Genomic DNA, 18,936 nt, shown 5'->3' on the forward strand with positions numbered 1-18,936 from the left:
TTCCCGGGCAAGGAAGCATTGTTCGCGGCGATCCTGCATCAGCTGTGGGACGCGACACTTACCGCCGGCGCGCCGGCTTACTGCGCCGACGTGCCGTTGCGCGATCAACTGCTCGCGCTGCTGGGCCGCAAATTGCGCTTGCTGAACGACGAAGCGTTTCTCGCACTCGCACGCGTCGCGATCGGTGCGGCCATCCACTCGCCGGAACGCGCGCGCGACATGGTCGAACGCATGGGCGAGCGCGAAGAAGACGTGACGGTCTGGATTCGCGCGGCCGCAGCGGCCGGCCGGCTTACGGTGACCGATCCGGTATTCGCTGCGCATCAGTTGCACGGAATCGTGAAAGCGTTCGCGTTCTGGCCGCAGGTGACGATGGGTCAGCCACCGCTCGGTGTGCGGGAGCAGGAGAAGGTCGCGGAAACTGCCGCCGACATGTTTCTTGCGTACTACGCGCGTGCGGACCGCGCTGGTGCGAGTGCCGGGCAGGACTGACCGCACATCGTGCGAAGCGCGGAGTGGAACAGGCGCGTCGATATACTCGATGTGCGCTGCTTCTGCCGCCTCGAAGAATGTGCCATTCGACAACGGAAGAACGCAGGCCCGGGCACACACGTCGACCTAGCCCGTTTGAGCCGTACCGATGTGTGCGGCGGGCGCATTTGAAACCGAACGCGAGCGAACCCCGATGAAGACGCTGTTGATCGTCTATCACACGATGACCGGAGGCACGCAGCAGATGGCCGAGGCGGCCGCAGATGCCGCGCGCCAGCAACCCGGCGTCGACGTCAGGTTGCAGCGTGCGGATGCGACGAGCGCGGATGACGTGCTCGCCGCCGACGCCTACCTCTTCGCGACGCCGGAAAATCTCGCCGCGATGTCCGGGCTGATGAAGGATTTCTTCGATCGCTGTTACTACGCGGCACTCGATCGGGTGAACGGCCGTCCGTATGCGGCGATGATCTGCGCAGGCAGCGACGGACAGAACGCGCTGCGCCAGATCGACCGGATCGCGACCGGATGGCGGCTCAGGAATGTGGCGCCGGGCCTGATCGTCTGCACCCATGCGCAGACACCGGAGCGCATCCTCGCGCCGAAGACGATCGGCAGCGAGGATCTCGCGCGCTGCGCGGAGATCGGCGCGGGTCTTGCCGCAGGGCTTGCTCTCGGCGTGTTCTGATTGGCGACGATCGAGCCGGCCGCCGCGAAGCCGCAACTGCGCGCAACGACCGGAGCGCGACGCCTCGTGTGCCGCGTTCGATGACCGCGAGTGCTAGCGATGCGCACGATTCGCGGGACACCACTCCAGCGAACCGCATTGCCGTTCGCGGCAGCGACACCCAGCGATACCAAGCGACACCAACAGCTTGTCGATGCCCCGGTCAACCTTTGCCGATACTGGCGGCCGATGATGTTCGGGCCACAGGCTTTTCACGTGAAGCGCACTGAAGCGAGAAAGTGCAGAAAGCGACACTACGTAACGCGTGTGTCGATACCTGTCGAAAACACCGCCATAATGCGCGTCACGACTGCGCGGACGCCTTGCCTGCCACCCGGATCCGTCAAATCCGAACCGGTGAGTCAACCGACTGCCGCGCGTACCGGTATACTTCCACTCCTGCCTTTGTCCGGCATCGTGGCCGGGTGCCTGAAACAGTGGTGGTGGCGATGCGGCCCCGCAATGATCCGCATCGGTGGCAGTCGAGCCGCAGGCGATGCGGCGAACGCCGATGTGCGGAATGGCCGCACGAACCACACCTTATATTCCTGGTGGATTGAATTTATGGGTTTTGAACAACTTGCCGAATTGCGGGCGCAGCTCGCAGCCAAGGCCAAGCAGGAGCGCAACGCGAAGCGACCGGCTACGCAACCGGACGCAGGCGCGAAGCCGAAGTCCGGCGATCGGCCCGCTCGTGGGGCCAAATCGGGTGCCGGGGCCAAAGCGCCGTCCGGCGCGAAGCCTGCTTCGGCGAAGCCGTCGACGCCGGTCGATCCGGTCATCGTCGCAATCGGCAAACTGCAGCGCCGGTTCCCGCGCGCGTTCCCGAAGAATCCGGCTCCCAAGGTGCCGCTGAAGGTCGGTATCTGGGACGATCTCGCCCGCGAGGCGCAAGCCGTCGGCCTGAGCGAAGCCGAACTGCGCGAGGCAATGTCCACGTGGTGCCGCGGCAATCGTTACTGGTCGTGTCTCGTCGAAGACGCGGTGCGGGTCGATCTGCAAGGTAACGAAGCCGGACGTGTGACGCATGACGACGCCGCGCGTGCGCGCCGGCTGAAGTCGCGTCGTCCGGGCAACAAGGGCGGCGCACAAGCAGCGAAGGGCGCACCGCAGCAGCCGAAGGCCGATGCACAGGCCGATGCCGCCGCGCCGCAGCCGGCAGCCGTGGAAGCACCGGCCGATGCAGCACCGCAGGCCGAGCAGCAAACGGCCGCGAGCGAGTAACACGCGATGCGTCGCCGTGCGATATGCGCGGCGACGGCCGGCCTTCACCGCGCATATCGCGCATCACATGACGGACCGACCTTTCCTTGTCCGGGCAGGTCGGGACTGCCACCGCTGGCCGCACAGCCAGTCAGCCTTACCCGATCAGCATCGAACTGCCAATCGAACCGACGACGAAAGCACGTCGGCGGACGCGGCGTGTGCAACGTGTCGCTTACGCCGGGCGCGCGGCGACCAGGCATCGGGGAGTGTCGGCACGCATCAAGAATGCACGGTGCCGTCCCATCCGGAGAACGATGCACAGGCGGGCGTCCCGCGCGACTGCGTATACACGCTTGCGCGCGGACGATCGATGCATGCGCCATCGAGTGAGTGACCAACGCACATCCGCTTGCGTTCAATCACGATAATTCGTGTTCCTAATTTAATCGGATCGGAGATGAAACCCGGATTCGCACCCACGCGAATATGTCTCACGTGAACTGTTGTCAGGCGCGATGTGCGGCCGTATTCGAGAGACGGACGTTGAGATGTCCGGATGCGCCGCCGCGGCCGGCCGCTCGTCAGTTGGCGACCCGTAACACAAACGCGATAATCTCCCCGGCACGAATCGTCGGGCCGGCCTGCGTTGCCGCCCGCGCATGACGCGACAGGTACCTGAAAGCCTGCGTAATTCGTCCGACATTCCCCGACATTGAAAGGCACCGGCAAACCGCAAGCGCCACCGCATCGCACGCAACCTGCCGATTCCATACGCCCAACGCCCAACGCCAAGACTGCATCATGAACCCGAGACATTCCGCGATTCTCGTCGCGCTCACCGCCGCCGCGCTGTTCGGCGCCGCGACGCCGCTCGCCAAGGCACTGATCGGCGCGATGTCGCCGTTCATGGTCGCGGGCCTGTTCTATCTCGGCAGCGGGATCGGCCTGGGCGTCGGGATCCTGCTGCGCGGGTTGCGCCGCCGCCGCGCGCCGGCCGAGGACGCAGCGCCGCTGCAGCGCGCGGACCTGCCGTGGCTCGCCGGCGCGATCGCGGCCGGCGGCGTCGCGGGTCCGGCGCTGCTGATGCTCGGGCTGTCGAGCACGCCGGCCGCCACGAGTGCGCTGCTGCTCAATCTCGAAGGGGTGCTGACGGCGGTCATCGCGTGGGTCGTGTTTCGCGAGAACGTGGATCTCCAGGTGTTTCTCGGCATGGTTGCGATCGTCGCGGGCGGCACGCTGCTGTCGTGGGTGCCGGGGCGCGCCGGCGTGCCGGTCGGCGCGTTGCTGATTGCCGGCGCATGCCTGTGCTGGGCGATCGACAACAACCTGACCCGCAAGGTCGCCGCGAACGATGCGATGGTCATCGCGTGCGTGAAAGGCCTGGTCGCCGGGCCCGTGAACATCGGCATCGCGCTCGCGACGGGTGCGTCGCTGCCCGCCGTTCCGGCCGCGGCCGCCGCGATGCTGACCGGCCTCGGCGGCTACGGGATCAGTCTCGTGTTGTTCGTCGTCGCGCTGCGCCATCTCGGCAGTGCACGCACGGGCGCGTATTTTTCGGTGGCGCCGCTGTTCGGCGTCGTGCTGTCGTTGCTGATCTGGCCGGCGCTGCCGTCGGTCACGTTCTGGATCGCGGCCGCGCTGATGGCGCTCGGCATCTGGCTGCATGTGCGCGAACGGCACGAACACGAGCACGCGCATGAGCGGCTCGAGCATACGCACCGGCATCGGCACGACGAACATCATCAGCACGCGCACGACTTTCCGTACGACGGCGATGAGCCGCACACGCATCCGCACGTGCATCTGCCGATCACGCACAGTCACGCGCATTTCCCGGACATTCACCACCGCCATCGACACTGATCGCGCGGCACGGGCGCACGACCCGCGCTGTGTGCCACGCGCATCGCAAGGTAACCGTTTATGGGGCCGTCGTTCGTGTCCGCTGCACGGCTTCGGCGTCGATCGATGAGGCGAACCGTAGCGAGTCAGTCGTCCGTCTGAATCAACCGGATCAACGACCCGTCCGGGTCGATCAGCGCGCCGACGGTGCCGCCCCATGCCTCGCGTTTCGGCCGATGCACGCGCGGCCAACCGGTCGTTTGCTCGGGAATGCCGGCGGCGAGCACTGCGTCGAAAAACGCACCGACGTCGGCGAGCCGGAAGCAGCAGCTGAACCAGCTCGTGGCCGGATCGAGACCGGGATGCGGAAAGAATTCCAGCAGCAGGTCGCCGCGTCTCAGGATCATCCAGCCGTCGTCGCGCCAGGTTTCGACGAAGCCGAGCTTCGCGTAGAAAAGCGACGTAACTTCGAAATCGCGCGACGGCAGATTGGGACTCGCAAAGTCGGTCAAGGCGGTTCCTCCAGTGGGCGCAGCGATCGAACGAACGCGCGGGAAAGCGTGCGGACGGATGTCGCGCATGGTCGGTCAAACGATGCGCACCGGCAAGCCGCGCAAGCCGCCGCCGCGACTATCGTCCCGCGGGAAAGCAGAATCCGAAATCCTCGCAGCCCGGGCATCCGGGGGCGGGCCCGGGCGGCAGGCCGAGCGATGCGGCCGCTTCCTGCGCGAGGAATTTCTTCCAGCGCAGGTTCGCGAGATTGCGTGCGGCGAGCGCGGGAAAATAGCGGTCGAGCAGCGCGGACACCGCGGCGCGTCCGTCGAGGCCGAGATCGCGCCACAGGTGATCGGGGCGCAGGCACGCATGCGCGATGATGGTCGCGACGCAGTCGGCATCGTCGCGTGCGACGGCGCAATGCGCATCCTGCATCAACCGCGCGTGCAGTGTCGCAACGAACTGCGCGTGCGCGGTCGGCAGCGGCGCGATGGCGGCCGCCGACACGAGCGCGGCGGCATCGTCCGAACCCAGGTGCGGAAACTGGCGGGCAAGCAGGCCGCTCAACCGTGCGGGAGACAGACCGAGCAGCGCGAGCTCGTTGCGGCATGCGCGTGCCGCAACGAGCGTGCCGAACAGACGTGCATCCGGAGAATCGGCGTCGGCCGCCCCGGCCAGCAGCGATTGCAATATGCGCTCATGCGCGTGCTCGAGCATGGACGTCATCGTGTGCGCCCGCGCGCCGGTCGAGCGTCGCACGCCGCTTGCGGGCGCGGCGCACGACGGATCGTCGGTGCGGTCGACAGGGCGTTCACTCGACCCCGACGATCACGCTCGACGCCTTGAAGATGGCGGACGCGGCCTTGCCGCTCGCGAGGCCGAGACGATCGACGCTGTCGTTGGTGACGATCGCGACGATCTCGGCGCCGCCCGCCGCCTTGATCACGACTTCCGAATTGACCGCGCCTTTCGCGATCGACGACACGGTGCCCGAGACGCAGTTGCGGGCCGACACCTTGCTGCTGTCGACGTCGACCATCACGATCACCGACGATGCCTTGACGAGCGCAAACGCCTTCGTGCCGGCCGCGAGGCCCAGCGATGCGACGCTGCCATGCGTGATCACCGCGACGATGTCGAGGCCGTCCTGGGTACGCAGCGTGATTTCGTCGTTGACCGCACCGGGCTTGACGGCGCCGATCTGGCCGGCGAATTGATTACGGGCGCTGGTTCGCATGATGACTCTCCGGGAAATGGGCCGCCCGACGGGCGGCCGGCGAATGACGGAAACAGCGGACGAGTTTACCGGCAATGCAGGCGACGCGCGACGTCGGCATCGGCATACCGGACATGCGAAATCGCGCACGATGGCGCAGGACGGCAGACGTGTCGTGCACGCCGGCTGCCGCCCCGCGCGCGCTTACTTTGCGGCGGCCGGCGCCGCGGCCGGCGTACCCGCTGCGGAAGTCTGCTGCGCCGCAGCGGGCGCAGCGTCGCCTTCCCATCCGCCGCCGAGCGCGAGGAACAGCTTGACCTGATCGGCGGCGACCTGGCCCTCGGCCGCGGCGACCTGCGCGCGCACGCTCGTCAGCGTGCGCGTCGCATCGAGATCGGAGATGAACGACTCGCGGCCGGCTGTATAAAGCCGGTGCGTTTCGTCAGCGGAACTGCGCGCCGATTCGTAGGCCGTGCGCAGCGCATCGGTGCGCTGCACGTCGGCAGCATAGGTCGCGAGGCTCGACTGCGTTTCGCGCAGCGCGTTCAGCACGACGCCGTCGAAATGCGCGAGCGCGCCACCGGTCGCGGCTTCGGCCTCGCGCACGCGCGCGCGCTGGCCGTTGACTGGGAACGACCAGCTGATCAGTGGTCCGAACGACCAGCGATTGGTGGTGGACGAGAACAGGTCGGCGGCGACGCCGACCGAGCCGGCCGACGCGCCGATGCTGACCGACGGATACAGCGCGGCCGTCGCGACGCCGATCCGCGCGGTCGCGGCGGCGAGCTGGCGCTCGGCCTCGCGTACGTCGGGGCGGCGGCGCAGCAGCGCGGCGCCGTCGCCGATCGGAATCGGCTGGCGCAGCTTCGGCAGCCGCTCGCATTCGGCGACAGCCTTCGGCAGGTCGGCCGGCGAACGCGCGAGCAGCGCGGCGAGCTGGTACTGCGCGATCTTGCGGCGGCCTTCGAAACGCGGGATGTCGGCCGCGAGCGTGCGCACCTGCGTGACGCCGCGCGTGACGTCGGTCTGGTTGCCGCGCCCCGCGTCGCGCAGCCGCTGCGACAGCTTCACGCGCTGCTGCTGCAGCGCGAGCGACTGCTTCGCGATCGCGAGCTCGTCGCCGGCGGAGCACGACTCGACGTACGCGCGCACGACGTCCGCGACGACCGTGATGCGTGCGAGGTCGGCGGCCGCTTGCACGGCTTCGCTGTCCGCGCGCGCGGCCTCGACGCCGCGCCGCAGCTTGCCGAACAGGTCGAGCTCGTACGACACGCTGATGCCGACCGCGCCCTCGTTCACGACCGGCAGCTTGTTTTCGAGCAGATACTGTTCGGCCGATTCCTGCGCGCGCTGCACGGCGGCTTCCGCGCGGCCGGAAAAGCCGCCCTGTTCGTTCGCGACTTCCAGCGCCGCGCGCGAACGCGCAAGGTTGGCCGCGGCGACGCGCAGGTCGGTATTCGATTTCAGCGCGCTGCGCACGAGTTCGTCGAGCACGCGGTCGTCGTACAGCTGCCACCAGTTGCCGGGCACCGCGTCGCGCGACACGAGCGTGCCGTTCGCATCGTCGAGCGCATGGTTCGCGAGCGGCGCATTCACGTACGCCTGCTGCGGCAGCCTGTAGTCGGGGCCGACGGATTTGCACGCGCCGAGTGCGAGCGCGAGCGGCGCGAGTGCCGCCGCGAGGCGCAGGCCGTGCCGCTTCATTGCGAGGCTCCCGTCGCGCTGACGGCCGCGGGTGCGGATGCCGCGGAGGCGCCGGCGGTTGGCCTGGCGCCAGCGTCGCGGCGCGTGTCGGTGCGCATCGCGACGGTCGCGGTGCGCCCTGCGATCATCCGGAAGTCGTCGGGCACCTCGTCGAGCACGACGCGCACCGGCACGCGCTGCGCGAGCCGCACCCAGCTGAATGCCGGGTTCACGTTCGGCAGCAGGTTCGCGCCCTGCGTGCGGTCGCGATCCTCGATCGCGGCGACGATGCTCTGCACGTGGCCGCGCAGCGGCCGCGGCTCGCCCATCACGACGATGTCGACCGGCTGGCCGATGTGGATGCCGCGCAGCTTGGTTTCCTCGAAGTAGCCGTCGACGCGGAACGAATTGCGGTCGACGACCGACAGCACCGCGCGGCCGGCCGGCACGTATTCGCCGACGCGCGGCGCGCGATCGTTCAGGTAGCCGTCGACGGGACTCACGATCGTCGTGCGCTGCAGGTTCAGCTTCGCGGTGTCGAGCGACACCTGCGCGTCGGCGACGGCGGCTTCGCCCTGCTCGACGCGCGTGCGGCTTTCCTCGACCTGTTCGCTGGCGACCAGGTTGCCGAGCTGCTGGTTGCGCGCATATTCGCGCTTCGCCTGGGCGAGAGTCGCGCGGCGCTGCGCGAGCGTCGCTTCGGCCAGCCGTTGCGCGAGCGCGTAGCGGGCCTGGTCGATCACGAACAGCACCTGGCCGCGCTTTACCTCCTGGTTGTCGGCGACCTGCACCGCGGTGATGAGCCCCGCCACGTCGGGTGCGACCTGGATCACGTCGGCGCGCACGTGGCCGTCGCGTGTCCACGGCGAGAACATGTAGTAGTTGATGATCCGCCACAGCACGAGGGCGGCCACGACGACGACGATCAGGGTGAGCAGGATCTGCCCTGCCGAGAGCCAGGTTTTTTTCACGGTTAGCTAGCCACGAGATGGTGAGACACGATGACGACCGCGGCAAGCACGAACACGTAGATGCCGAGGTCGAAGATCGAACGGTGCCAGACGAGGCGGTAAAAGCCGACGCGTTCGAGCAGCGCGCGCACGACGATGTTGATCAGGTAGGCGATCAGCATCAGCACGAGCGGAGCCGGCACGAATACGCCGAAGATGTCGATTTCGCCGATCATGGTCGCGGTCGGAAAGACAGGTTGGAAAGCGGGATCATGCGCGTGCTCCGTCCGGTGCGGCTTGGGGCGGCTGCGCGGATGCGGCCGGGTACAGCGACAGGCGCAGGCCGACGAGCGCGTGCAGCGTGTCGCGCAGCCGGCGGTGCGTCGCGGGCGTGACCGGCGTCGCGGGCGTGCCCGGCGTCGTGCCGCCGTCCGCCGGCGCGACGGAAGTGCCGGGCAGGTTGCGCCCGGCCACGCGCTGCAGCGCGTCGTCGATCGATGCGAGCAGCGCGGGCGGTGCAGGCTGGCGCGCATTCGCGGCCGCGCAGCGCGTGTAGTGATCGTTGACGCCGGCGAGCACGCGGTCGATCGCGTCGGGCACGTCGCCCGTCAGCTTGCGGCGCGAGCGGCGCAGGTCGAGCGCGTTCAGCGCGATGCGCAGGTCGCGGAAGCTCTCGATCGACGGATGGCGGTGGTCGTCCGACGCGCCGAGGCGCGGCAGCAACTGCGTGACGCGATCGAGCATGCGCGACGCATGGTTGCGCTGGTCGTCGAGCGGCTGCGTCGACGCGGAGCGCGCGACGTCCTCCCAGCCCGAGCGCAGCAGGCGCCGCACCGCGAGCTCCGCGCCGAACGGCCGCGTCGCGCGCGTCCATACGTACGCGAACAGCAGCCCGGCGACACCCGCGAGATTACTGTTCAGGAACACGAAGAAGTCGGCGTCGTATGCGCTCTGGATGCTGATGAAGGTGGCGGTGTTCACCGCGACGAGCATCGTCACCATGTTGAATTGCGGGCGCGGCAGCAGCGTGCCGATCAGGATGAACGGCCCCGCGAACATCAGCACGAGCATCGGGAAGTCGTGCACGTGTGGCAGCACGACGAACAGGTACAGCCCGGCGAACACGACGCTCGCGGCCGTCGACAGGAAGAACTTGAACACCAGCGGCGCCGGTTCGTCGAGCGCGGCGAAGAAGCTGCACGACACGGCCACGAGCGTGACGGCCGCGGCACCGTCGTGCCAGCCGGACGAGATCCACAGTGAGCACGCGAACACGATCGCGAGCACGACGGTCAGCGTCGAGAACAGCATCATCCCGCGATCGAAGAAGCGTTCGGTGCCGCCGAGCCGCCAGTGCCGGTAGCGCGGCTGCCAGACGCCCGACTCGTTCGCGATCAGCGCGCGCAGCGAGCGGCAGTCCTGCCAGATGTCGATGACCTGGCGCAGCCGCCACAGCGCGTTCGACAGCAGCGCGCCGTCCCAGCTCGCCAGCGCGCCGTCGGCCGGCTGCAGCGCGGCGATGCGCTCGCGCAGGTGGTCCGCGACCGGGTCGTGCGCCATGTCGCCATCGCTGCCGGCCTTCACGGCCGGCAACGGCGCGTCGAACCACTTCGCTGCGTCGGCGAGCAGCGCGTCGAGCGCCGGCGGCCGCACGTGCAGGTCGCGCATCAGCGCAATCAGCGGATCGGCGAGCGACGACATCAGCGGCAGGAACAGCTGCATCCGGCCGGCGAGCGCCTGCGCGCGGGCGAGCACGCGCGGGTGCGCATGGTCGTAGCTCAGCTGGCTCAGCAGGAATTCGAGGCCGGTGATGGTCGCGGCGAGGCGTTGCCGGCACGCGGACAGCGCCTTGCCCGCGATATGCCCGGACAACGTCTCGCGGCCGTAGAACGCGGCGTCCTTGAACCATGCGTCGGTGCGCTCGATCAGCGTCGGCGCGAGCCGGTTCGGGAACACGGCGCTGCCGACCACGCTCGCGCACACGATGCCGAGCACGATTTCCTCGGTCCGCGCGATCGCGACGTCGAAGATCGTCGACGGATCGGTCACCGTCGGCAGCGCGACCAGCGGCATCGTGTAGCCGGCCAGCATGAACACGTAGCTGCGCGCGGTGCGGTCCGAGATCGCGAGATAGAGCAGCGTGCCGCACCATGTCGCGACGATGACGCTGAACAGGAACGGCGTCTCGACGAACGGCGGCACGAACAGGATCGCGGCGGCCGCGCCGAGCGCGGTGCCGAGCGCGCGATACAGCGCCTTCGAGCGCGTCGCGCCGACGAACGGGTTCGACACGATGTAGACGCTCGCCATCGCCCAGTAAGGGCGCGGCAGCTGGAAATACAGGCCGAGGTACAGCGCCAGCATCGACGCGGCGAACGTCTTGCCCGAGAACAGCCAGTCGCGAAGGCTCGGATAGGTCATGACGCGGAATCGGCTGGGTGGGACGGACGCGACGCCGGATGCTGCGCATCGGCCGCGTTGAACGCGTTCAGCACGCGCAGCGTGGCTTCGAGATCGGCGCGCGTGACGCCCTTGAGCACCTGGCCGCGCAACACGCGCAGGTCTTCTTCCATCTTCGCGGTGACCGCGCGGCCGGCGGCCGTCAGCGAGATCGTCTTCGCGCGGCGGTCGTGCGGATCCTCGTCGCGGCGTGCGAGGCCGGCCGCGCACAGCTGGTCGAGCAGGCGCACGAGCGACGGCCCCTCGATGCCGACGTGTTCGGCGAGCGTACCCTGGCGCACGCCTTCGCCGAGGCGGCCGGCGATCAGCAGCGGCGTCGCGCAGGCTTCGGATACGTTGTACGCGGTCAGCACGCCGTCGCTCGTGCGGCGCCACTTGCGCGCGGTGAGCACCAGCAGGCTGCTGACGGCGAGGCGGAGGTCGTGCAGATTGGTCATGGGCGAGATGATAGGAGCAAAAACATTCGATAGCAAACTATCGTTTTGTCACCCGGGTGTCATGCCGCATGCCGGGGCGCCGACCTGCAATGCGCAAATCCCCCTACCGCACGTACGGCAGCAACGCGCGCAGCCAGTACGCGACCGCCACCGCGCCGCCGTCCGGCGTGCCGATCGCGCGTTCGCCGAGATAGCTCGCCCGTCCCGCACGCGGTGTCATGCCGGCCGTCTGCTGCGCGCCGCGTTCCGCGGCGTCCACGGCGGCCGCGCATGCGCTCACGGGGGCGCGGTCATGGTCGAGTGCGTGGTCGAACGCATCGGCGGCGGGCAGCAGCGCGTCGAGCATTGTCCGGTCGCCGGCGCGTGCGCCGCCCAGTTCGGCGATGGCATCGGCTGCGCTGCGCAATGCCGCGGCCCAGTCGCGTGCCGACGGCTCGGCGGTATCGGCCGCCGCGGCGAGGCGCCGCGACGCGCGCAGCAGCGCGGTCGCGTAGAACGGTCCCGAACTGCCGGCGATCGCGCGGCGCAATGCGGCGCCGAGCGCCGCGAGCGTACCGGCCGGCGAGCCGTGCGCGGCGTCAGGCAACGCGAGGATCGCCTGCGCGGCGCGCCGCATGCTCGCGCCGAGATCGCCGTCGCCGGCGGCCGTGTCGAGTTCCGTCAGGGTCGCCTCGTGGTCGATCAACGCCTGCGCGACCGCACGCAGCGCCGGCTGCAGCCGGGCGGCCCATGCGCGACCGGCCGCATCGAGCGGCGGCAGCGGCTCGTCGTGCGCGGCGGCCGCGGCCACGCGAATCTGCGCGTTGACGGCGCCGCCGCCGGGCCATGCGCGCGCCTGCGTCGGCGCGTCGAGCAGGGCGATCCGCTCGTCGTTCAAGCGCAGCAGCGAGATCGAGCAGCCGGGCATGTCCAGCGCGGACAGGAACGTGCCGGCCCATGCGCGCGCGACGGTGATACCGCGCCGGCTCAGGTTGTCGTACGCGGCGCGCAGCACGATCGCCAGTTCCATGTCCGGGGTCGCGCCGAGACCGTTGACGAACAATGCGACGCGTTCGCCGCGATCGAGCACGAGGTCGGTGACGATGCTCGACAGCAGCGTCTCGACGAGCGCGTCGGCCGGCATCGGCGCGGTGCGTTCGACGCCTTTCTCGCCATGGATGCCGAGGCCGAGCTCGATCTCGTGTTCGGCGAGGCTGAACCCCGACTTGTCGGCGCCGGGGATCGTGCAGCCGTCGAGCGCGACGCCCATCGTGCCGAGGTCGGCGGCCGCGTCGCGTGCGATCGCCGCGACGCGGACAAGCGGCAGCCCGCGCGCGGCGGCCGCGCCGGCCAGCTTGTGGATCAGCACGGTGCCGGCGATCCCGCGCCGCTGCCCGCGCTCGACGCGGCCGCGCAGCGACACGTCGTCGGCGACGATCACCGTCTCCACCGGAATGCCCTCGGCGCGCGCGAGTTCGGCGGCCAGCCCGAAATTGAGGCGGTCGCCTGTGTAGTTCTTCACGACGAGCAGCGCGCCGTTCGGGCCGGCGCTCGCGCGGATCGCGGCGAGCACGGCATCGGTCGGCGGCGACGTGAACACTTCGCCGCAAACGGCCGCGCTCAGCATCCCTTCGCCGACGTAGCCTCCGTGCGCGGGCTCGTGACCGCTGCCGCCGCCGGACAGGATCGCGACGGGGCGCCGCGACGGCTCGGGAAGCGGCTGGCGGATGAGCACCTGCTCGTCGCCGAGGATCGCGACATGCGGCGACTGCCGCGCGATGCCTTCGAGCATTTCACGCACGACGTCGGACGGGTGGTTCACGAGCTTTTTCATGGCGACGGTTTCCTGAAGATGGGACCGAGCCCGGCGGCACGCGGGCGGTGCCGCCGGGCTGCGTACTGTGGATGGTAGGCGGTGGATGGCAGGCGCGCGCTCGGAAAGCGTAGAGCAAATTGATTCTGTCACTCCAGAGTCCCTGCGGTTCAAGGCATCCGACACCCATCGATCCAACTTTGCTTCGGTCTACGGCAGGTCAGCGCAATTTCGGAGAGGAGGTCATTCCTTCGCGACGATAAAGAAGCGCGAGCGGCCGGCGCAGTAGATTTGTTGTATATCTTTCGTGAGGTCATTATGGGCTGCTTCTCGTCGAAGATCGACTCGCCCCCACAACACTACGGGCTCGACACCATAGATTCCTCGCCGAGCGCACCCAGTCAGGACCGCCCACCCCAGCTGGCGCAACGACCTAGCGCAGTCAGTCCTGAGTTGGCGAATTTGACCGCGCGAGGACCGGGCACTTCCACCAGGAAACATCCGGACAGCACGGCCAGTTTCGCATCATCTTCGTTACCGTTAGCAAATGCTCCCGTGAAGACAGGCGGCCAAACGCATCCTGGCCAGCCCGACGCTGTCGACGGAGCACGCCTCGATAAACTGCGGGAACTCACCAGATCGGGGCGTGAGCCTCGGGAGGCCGCTGCTCGGCAAGAAGGCGATTCCGTGCATATTCATGGCATGTGGTATCAGTCCTCCCCGCACCCTCGCGTCGGTTCGCGCGATTCGAACTTTCGCCAGCATCTGGCGAGTGCGTTCATTACCGAGGTCGCCGGCACGTCCAACCTGCCGCCCAATGTCGACGCCCATCTTTGGACGGACAGGAGAAATCTGAAAGCACTGTATACGCCGATCGTACGATCGAATCTGTCCGAGCTTGAAATTCCCCACTCGATGATTTCAAGAACGCATCTGAAAATTCACCTCGAAGGGGAAATCGAAGCGCTGATTTCAAATTTTCCGGACCCGGAGCATCGGAAAATGTTTTCCGAGCTATTTAACCACCCGGCTACGATAAACATCGGATTTCGCAGTGACATCGTCCGCTTGCTGTACGGAATCCTGTATACCAAAGCATCGGTCAAAAGCGGAGGGGGCAGGGAATCCGAGTTCAACGTTCACGTCGATATCGACACCCTCGACGCCGGGATGGCGAAAAAAGCAACGAAACAGGGGTTCGCAGCGTATAAATCGGGCTTCGTAGACCAGGACTTCGAGAACGCCAAGCTCAACCTGAAGGCGGCACACGTGTCATTGTCACAAAGGACAGTTGGCGCAGGCATCGCTCCGCCACCTTCCAAGAACGAATTTGACAAGTTGATCACTCAGCCTCAAAAATCGTGGTCCAGATCTATTCCCGTCGACAATTCATCCGGAAAACCCGTAAAAATATCGGAGTCATTGCGCAGCGAGGGCTATGGCACTCTCAACAAGGCAAACGACGTAATAGGAATGTCCCCTCACCATCACGAAGCTGTGCAAGTAGCGAAAAATACACTCAAGCTGTTGAAAACCGGAATGTATGACAATCTCGACGAGTCAGCCGATTTTTCTGCGCTTGAGCACTTTGAAAGAAAAATACAGTACTTCGGAGGAATGCTGCACGTGATGAATGCCAATGGAGTACCCGATGAAATGAATGCGCCAAGTCAGGCGGAATTGCTCGATTATTTTCGTCTTTCAGAGAAAATCAGGAAATTGAAGCCCGAGCTTCAAGCTGAAGTGAATAAGCGTTCCGATATCATCAAGAGCAATGGAAGCAGCGACGCGGAGATCGAGGCGGCGAGAACTCAAATCAAGGCAATAAGAAATGTTTACAAGTTGAGCGGTAGTTTCATCGAGGCGTTCGTCAACAAGCATTCCTATTTTTCACAGATTGCCAATGTCCCGGATAGCGGCAATCCGGAGTTCAAGCGACTGTTTGAATCGATGCTCGGTTTCGACGAAGTTTCTGCATCGAGCGGAGGTTGGAAAGCAGATCGCCTCGATATCGACGAAATTGAATTGGGTATCGATAATGAAGGCATTGATTTTGAGGATGGTGTGGATGCCCTTGCGAACATGAGGAAAATGATCAAGCCGAGCACCACCGACGACCTCGATGTCATGTGACCGCTTGTCACGACAGACCGGCGCCGCAGGCGGCCGCGCGGCGATCAACCGATGCCGCTTGTGTCGAGCCGCTCGGCCAGGCTGAACGGCACGCTCTGAGCGAACAATTCGCGATCGCCGATCGCGCTCGTCTGCGTGGCGAGCTGCAATGCGAAATTCAGGCCCGGACGCTGGGTCGACGCCGTGCGTTCCTTCACCTTCAGTTCAAGCGGCATCCACGACGCCGCATCGCTCAGAATGCGCGCGGTCTTTTCGTCGAGCGCCGCGCGTTCGACCGTCGCGTCGCGCGGCAAGCCCTGGTTGAGGGCGCTCAGCACATCGAGCCGAGCCGCCGCGCTGCGCCGCAACCGATAGCGATGAAAATACGTCTGATTCGGCCGGCGGTTGGCCTTGATGTCACCCAGATGCGCGTCGATGCGTTCGCCCGCCAGTATGCGCGGGTCCGCTTGCAGTGGCGCCGGCAGTCCATCCTTCGCGGCCTGCTGGCGCTCGGCTTGCTGTTTGTCGGCGATCTCGCGCGCGAACAGCGAAACCCATTCTTCGCGGCCGGCGTCGAGCGCGCTGGTATACGCCTGGGCGCTCGAATACTCGGTGTCGAGCAGACATGCGCGATGCATCAGCGCGCCATCTTCGCGGACCAACTGCACTTTCGAGACGCTGCTGTCGTCGGCAAACGTCATCGTCGCGGCCGGCGCCTCGAGCGACAGGAAGCCGAGGCCGACGGTCGACGGCGCGTTGCCGACCGGCATGGTCACGCCGAATGCACCACTCACCCGGCCCAGCAGGCGAGAGCCGCCGCCTACCCGATGCTGCTCGATCTGCAGGCGGCCGCTATGCTCGGTTGAATCGAGCGTCTGCCGCGCGGTGCGTTCATAGCCGATGCCGATGTTGGCGCCGGCGCGTAGCGGCGAGCCCACCTTGGGCACGAGGGCCGACACGCCGGCGTCGACGGAGCCGCCGCGCTTCACCGTATCACCGACCGTATCGGTCCAGCTGACCGAGACGTCCGGGTCGTCGAAATAGCGCTCCGCGAGCCGGTTCCATGTGTCGCGGGCGCGGCCTGTCCGTGCGGCGGTGGCCTCGTCGAACACGTGGTCGACGATCGTCTCGAGCTTGCGGTGCATGGACTTGTCGTCGTAGCCGCTACCGTCCGCCTTGACTCGCCGCGCGACCCGCAGCGACACGCCGCTCGCCTTCGTCAGCTCCTGCGCGTGCAGCGTCGCCTGGGTGACAACGCCCGCGCGCAATTGCGTCAGGCTGACGTCGACGTCATAGCCGACCAGCACGCCGACGCCGGCGCGGCGGGCCTGCGTCTGCGCGGTACCGATGAACATCTCGGCGCCATGCGTGCCGCGGCTCAGCTCGACCACCGCTTCGCGGGACTTCGACGCACGCAGATCGACGCGCGGCGCGACCGGTACGCTCGTCAGCTGCAGCAGTTTGCCGATATTCGCCGACGCCCCGCGGGTGCTGCCTCCCACTCGGCCGCCGTCGCTCAGCCGCAAGCGCGCGCTCGACTGCAATTCGCCCGAGATCTGTTTCAGGGTCTCCCGCACCGACGCGATATTCCGGGAGGGCGGCGTGTCCGACGGGCGCGCCGCCGCCCGTATCGCGGCCACGCTTGCCCAGAACGGCGCATCGCGCGGGACGTTGGCCACCTTGCCCCAGGCCTCCAGCCGGTCGGCGTTGAAGGACTGCGCGACGATCGACTTGAAAGGCTGGCTTCGCGCAAGCGTCTGCGGATCGGCGTCGGCCCAGCTGTCCGTCTGAGCACGCAGCGCATCCGGCGTCGCCGGCCGGTCGGAACGTTCGGACTGTTCGGACTGCTCAGATCGTTCGGCCCCGAGGCCCATGCACATCTGGCGCGCGCGGTCGGCGATCGCGCGTACATGGGTGGCGTCAGCTCGATCGTTCGGAAACCCGCCGGATTCGAGCCATACATGCAGCGCTGCCAGCTCCACGATCGATTGCAGCGGGCGGGCGTGCGACACCGCGGCGCCCGGACTCATTTCCGGACGCTCGACCAATGCCGGCAAGGCGGCTTTCAGCGCGTCGGCGAGCTTCGCGCGCTCCTTGTCGACGGCTTTGCGCGGCAGCCCCTGGGTGCCGAAGCTCAGCGCCGACAGCGGCGACTTCTGTTGGCCGAATACCCGTGGCACGAAGTTCGTCAGTCGGTTATCGCCGACCCGGTCGATGGTTTTCGCCGAAAACTTGTTCAGACGTTGCTGCGCTCGAGACAAGTCGCTGCCGCGGCCATCTTCGCGGAAATTCTGCCGCCATGCGAAGAACGCCCCTTTCTGATCGGCCGTCAGCGCATTGCGGCCGTAGGAGAGCAGCGCGGCTGAAGCGTGATAGGCGCGCCACGCGAGCGGCGCGGCTTCGGTCGGCGTATCGGGCGGTGGCGCCGCCGCCGCGGCGACTGCGCCGGGCGACGGGTCGTGGTGGGGCGTTCCGTCGGCGGTGGTCGTGTAGGTTGGCGGCACGGGGTCGAGCGCGTCGGCGGTTTGCAACATGATCCGCTGCGCGAGCCGCTTCGATGCATCGGCAGGGGTTGGATCGCTGCCGCCGCGCAAATGCTCGAGCGCCTCGAAGCCGCCGTGCGTGCGCGAGAGTGTGCGCGCCACCCGCCACGCTTTCGCATCGGCCATGGTGGTCGAGCGGGCGGTGGCGGCCTTGGCGAAGTCGAGTCCGCGAATGGCCGCCAGCACCTGGCCCGCGTCGGCGGCATCGGCGACATTCGCGCCGCGCAGCGCCTGCGCGACCAATGCGCCGCGCGTCGTCGGCGGCGCGCCCTCGGGGGCGCCGAGCGCAGCGAGCGAATTCGACAGTTGCACCGCGGCTTGACGGTTGGCGGGCGCGGCAGGCATTGCGCGCGCCACGTAGCTCAATAGCCCGTCGTTGCCATCCATCGCGTTGTGGAGCGCGCGGGCCTCGTCCAGCGTCGCGAGCGGGATGTCGTCGCCATTCGACGCACGGTTGCCGGTGGCGCGCGCCTCGAGAGGCGGCGGCGCTTCGGCACGAAGCGAGCCGACTTCGGCCGGCGCATTCATGCGGGCGGTTTTCGACAGGGCCTGGCGGTTCTGTTTCTCGGTTTTTGCCAACGCGTTGCCGGCCGCCGTGGAACCGGCAACCGCCTTGACCGGATAGCGCTTGCCGCCGGCAGTGAAATCGGCCGGCGCGAACGGTTTGCCATGCGTACTGCCCTGGAACACCGCGGTGCTGACGTCGATCTTGCCCGCGCGCAGCCGCGCGCCGGTGCGCGACAGCTGGTTCTTCATCCGCCCCAGCGCTGTTTCGTCCGTCCGTGCGGCGGTCTGCTGAGTCGGTACGGACGCATTGCCCGCCGGCGTCCGCGTCGTCGCCGGATGCGTCGCGGCGGTATGCGTCGCAGGCGTGGCAGTGGATTCCGCCAGGTCGGTGTGGGCCGGGCGGCTGGACGAAGTGGCATTGACGGCGGACATGGCGCGCGGGGTTCCTCGATCGATTCTCGGGGAAACGATATTCAG

General features: G+C 67.5%; 15 protein-coding genes (1 of these 15 cut by a window edge). 5 read left to right on the plus strand and 10 right to left on the minus strand.

The features are described from left to right. The 4 genes from U5A56_RS30705 to U5A56_RS30720 form a co-directional block, all read left to right on the plus strand. Window positions 1–492, plus strand: the 3' portion of a protein-coding gene (locus U5A56_RS30705) for a TetR/AcrR family transcriptional regulator (RefSeq protein ID WP_044849163.1). 159 nt of this gene lie to the left of the window's left edge; 492 of the gene's 651 nt are visible here — the last part of the coding sequence; its start codon lies beyond the left edge, outside the window; it ends in the stop codon at window positions 490–492. 193 nt (window positions 493–685) lie between these two features. Beyond that, window positions 686–1,177, plus strand: a complete 492-nt coding sequence (locus U5A56_RS30710; protein ID WP_044849164.1) for a flavodoxin family protein — start codon at window positions 686–688, stop codon at window positions 1,175–1,177. 603 nt (window positions 1,178–1,780) lie between these two features. Further along, a complete protein-coding gene (locus tag U5A56_RS30715) occupies window positions 1,781–2,440 on the plus strand; it encodes a ProQ/FinO family protein (protein ID WP_044849165.1) in 660 nt (219 codons plus the stop codon). A 783-nt stretch (window positions 2,441–3,223) separates the two neighbouring features. After that, window positions 3,224–4,285, plus strand: coding sequence for a DMT family transporter (locus U5A56_RS30720; RefSeq protein WP_321803976.1), 1,062 nt, complete (start codon window positions 3,224–3,226; stop codon window positions 4,283–4,285). 125 nt (window positions 4,286–4,410) lie between these two features. Here the strand turns inward: U5A56_RS30720 and U5A56_RS30725 are convergent, their stop codons facing one another. The 9 genes from U5A56_RS30725 to U5A56_RS30765 all read right to left on the minus strand — a co-directional run bounded on the left by U5A56_RS30725 (window position 4,411) and on the right by U5A56_RS30765 (window position 13,318). Then, complete coding sequence (locus tag U5A56_RS30725; protein ID WP_321926223.1) at window positions 4,411–4,776, minus strand: bleomycin resistance protein; 366 nt, start codon at window positions 4,774–4,776, stop codon at window positions 4,411–4,413. 118 nt (window positions 4,777–4,894) lie between these two features. After that, the gene (locus U5A56_RS30730; protein ID WP_321926225.1) at window positions 4,895–5,485 is read right to left on the minus strand and encodes a nitrogen fixation protein NifQ; all 591 of its coding nucleotides are present in this window, start codon (window positions 5,483–5,485) and stop codon (window positions 4,895–4,897) included. 85 nt (window positions 5,486–5,570) lie between these two features. Next, a complete protein-coding gene (locus U5A56_RS30735) occupies window positions 5,571–5,996 on the minus strand; it encodes a TOBE domain-containing protein (RefSeq protein ID WP_124489331.1) in 426 nt (141 codons plus the stop codon). 183 nt (window positions 5,997–6,179) lie between these two features. Beyond that, window positions 6,180–7,679 (minus strand): efflux transporter outer membrane subunit, encoded by a 1,500-nt coding sequence (locus tag U5A56_RS30740; protein WP_044849169.1) that lies wholly within the window; start codon window positions 7,677–7,679, stop codon window positions 6,180–6,182. Continuing rightward, window positions 7,676–8,629, minus strand: coding sequence for an HlyD family secretion protein (locus U5A56_RS30745; protein ID WP_321812053.1), 954 nt, complete (start codon window positions 8,627–8,629; stop codon window positions 7,676–7,678). Before U5A56_RS30745 ends, U5A56_RS30740 begins: the two co-directional genes overlap by 4 nt. Before the next feature lie 2 nt (window positions 8,630–8,631). Further along, entirely contained in the window at window positions 8,632–8,844 is a 213-nt protein-coding gene (locus U5A56_RS30750) for a DUF1656 domain-containing protein (RefSeq protein ID WP_044849171.1), read from the minus strand. 34 nt (window positions 8,845–8,878) lie between these two features. Beyond that, window positions 8,879–11,029, minus strand: a complete 2,151-nt coding sequence (locus tag U5A56_RS30755; protein WP_321926228.1) for an FUSC family protein — start codon at window positions 11,027–11,029, stop codon at window positions 8,879–8,881. Further along, the gene (locus U5A56_RS30760) at window positions 11,026–11,505 is read right to left on the minus strand and encodes a MarR family winged helix-turn-helix transcriptional regulator (RefSeq protein ID WP_044848654.1); all 480 of its coding nucleotides are present in this window, start codon (window positions 11,503–11,505) and stop codon (window positions 11,026–11,028) included. Before U5A56_RS30760 ends, U5A56_RS30755 begins: the two co-directional genes overlap by 4 nt. A gap of 103 nt (window positions 11,506–11,608) precedes the next feature. Beyond that, complete coding sequence (locus U5A56_RS30765; RefSeq protein ID WP_321926230.1) at window positions 11,609–13,318, minus strand: dihydroxyacetone kinase family protein; 1,710 nt, start codon at window positions 13,316–13,318, stop codon at window positions 11,609–11,611. A 534-nt stretch (window positions 13,319–13,852) separates the two neighbouring features. On the opposite strand from U5A56_RS30765, the gene U5A56_RS30770 reads away from it, so the two are divergent. After that, a complete protein-coding gene (locus tag U5A56_RS30770) occupies window positions 13,853–15,430 on the plus strand; it encodes a hypothetical protein (protein ID WP_321926232.1) in 1,578 nt (525 codons plus the stop codon). 44 nt (window positions 15,431–15,474) lie between these two features. On the opposite strand, the gene U5A56_RS30775 is transcribed toward U5A56_RS30770, so the two are convergent. Continuing rightward, on the minus strand, window positions 15,475–18,891 hold the full coding sequence (locus U5A56_RS30775; RefSeq protein WP_321926234.1) for an autotransporter: 3,417 nt from the start codon (window positions 18,889–18,891) through the stop codon (window positions 15,475–15,477). Window positions 18,892–18,936 lie beyond the last annotated feature (45 nt).

Origin of the sequence: Burkholderia sp. BCC1998, assembly GCF_905339875.1 — a bacterium.
Taxonomy (GTDB): domain Bacteria; phylum Pseudomonadota; class Gammaproteobacteria; order Burkholderiales; family Burkholderiaceae; genus Burkholderia.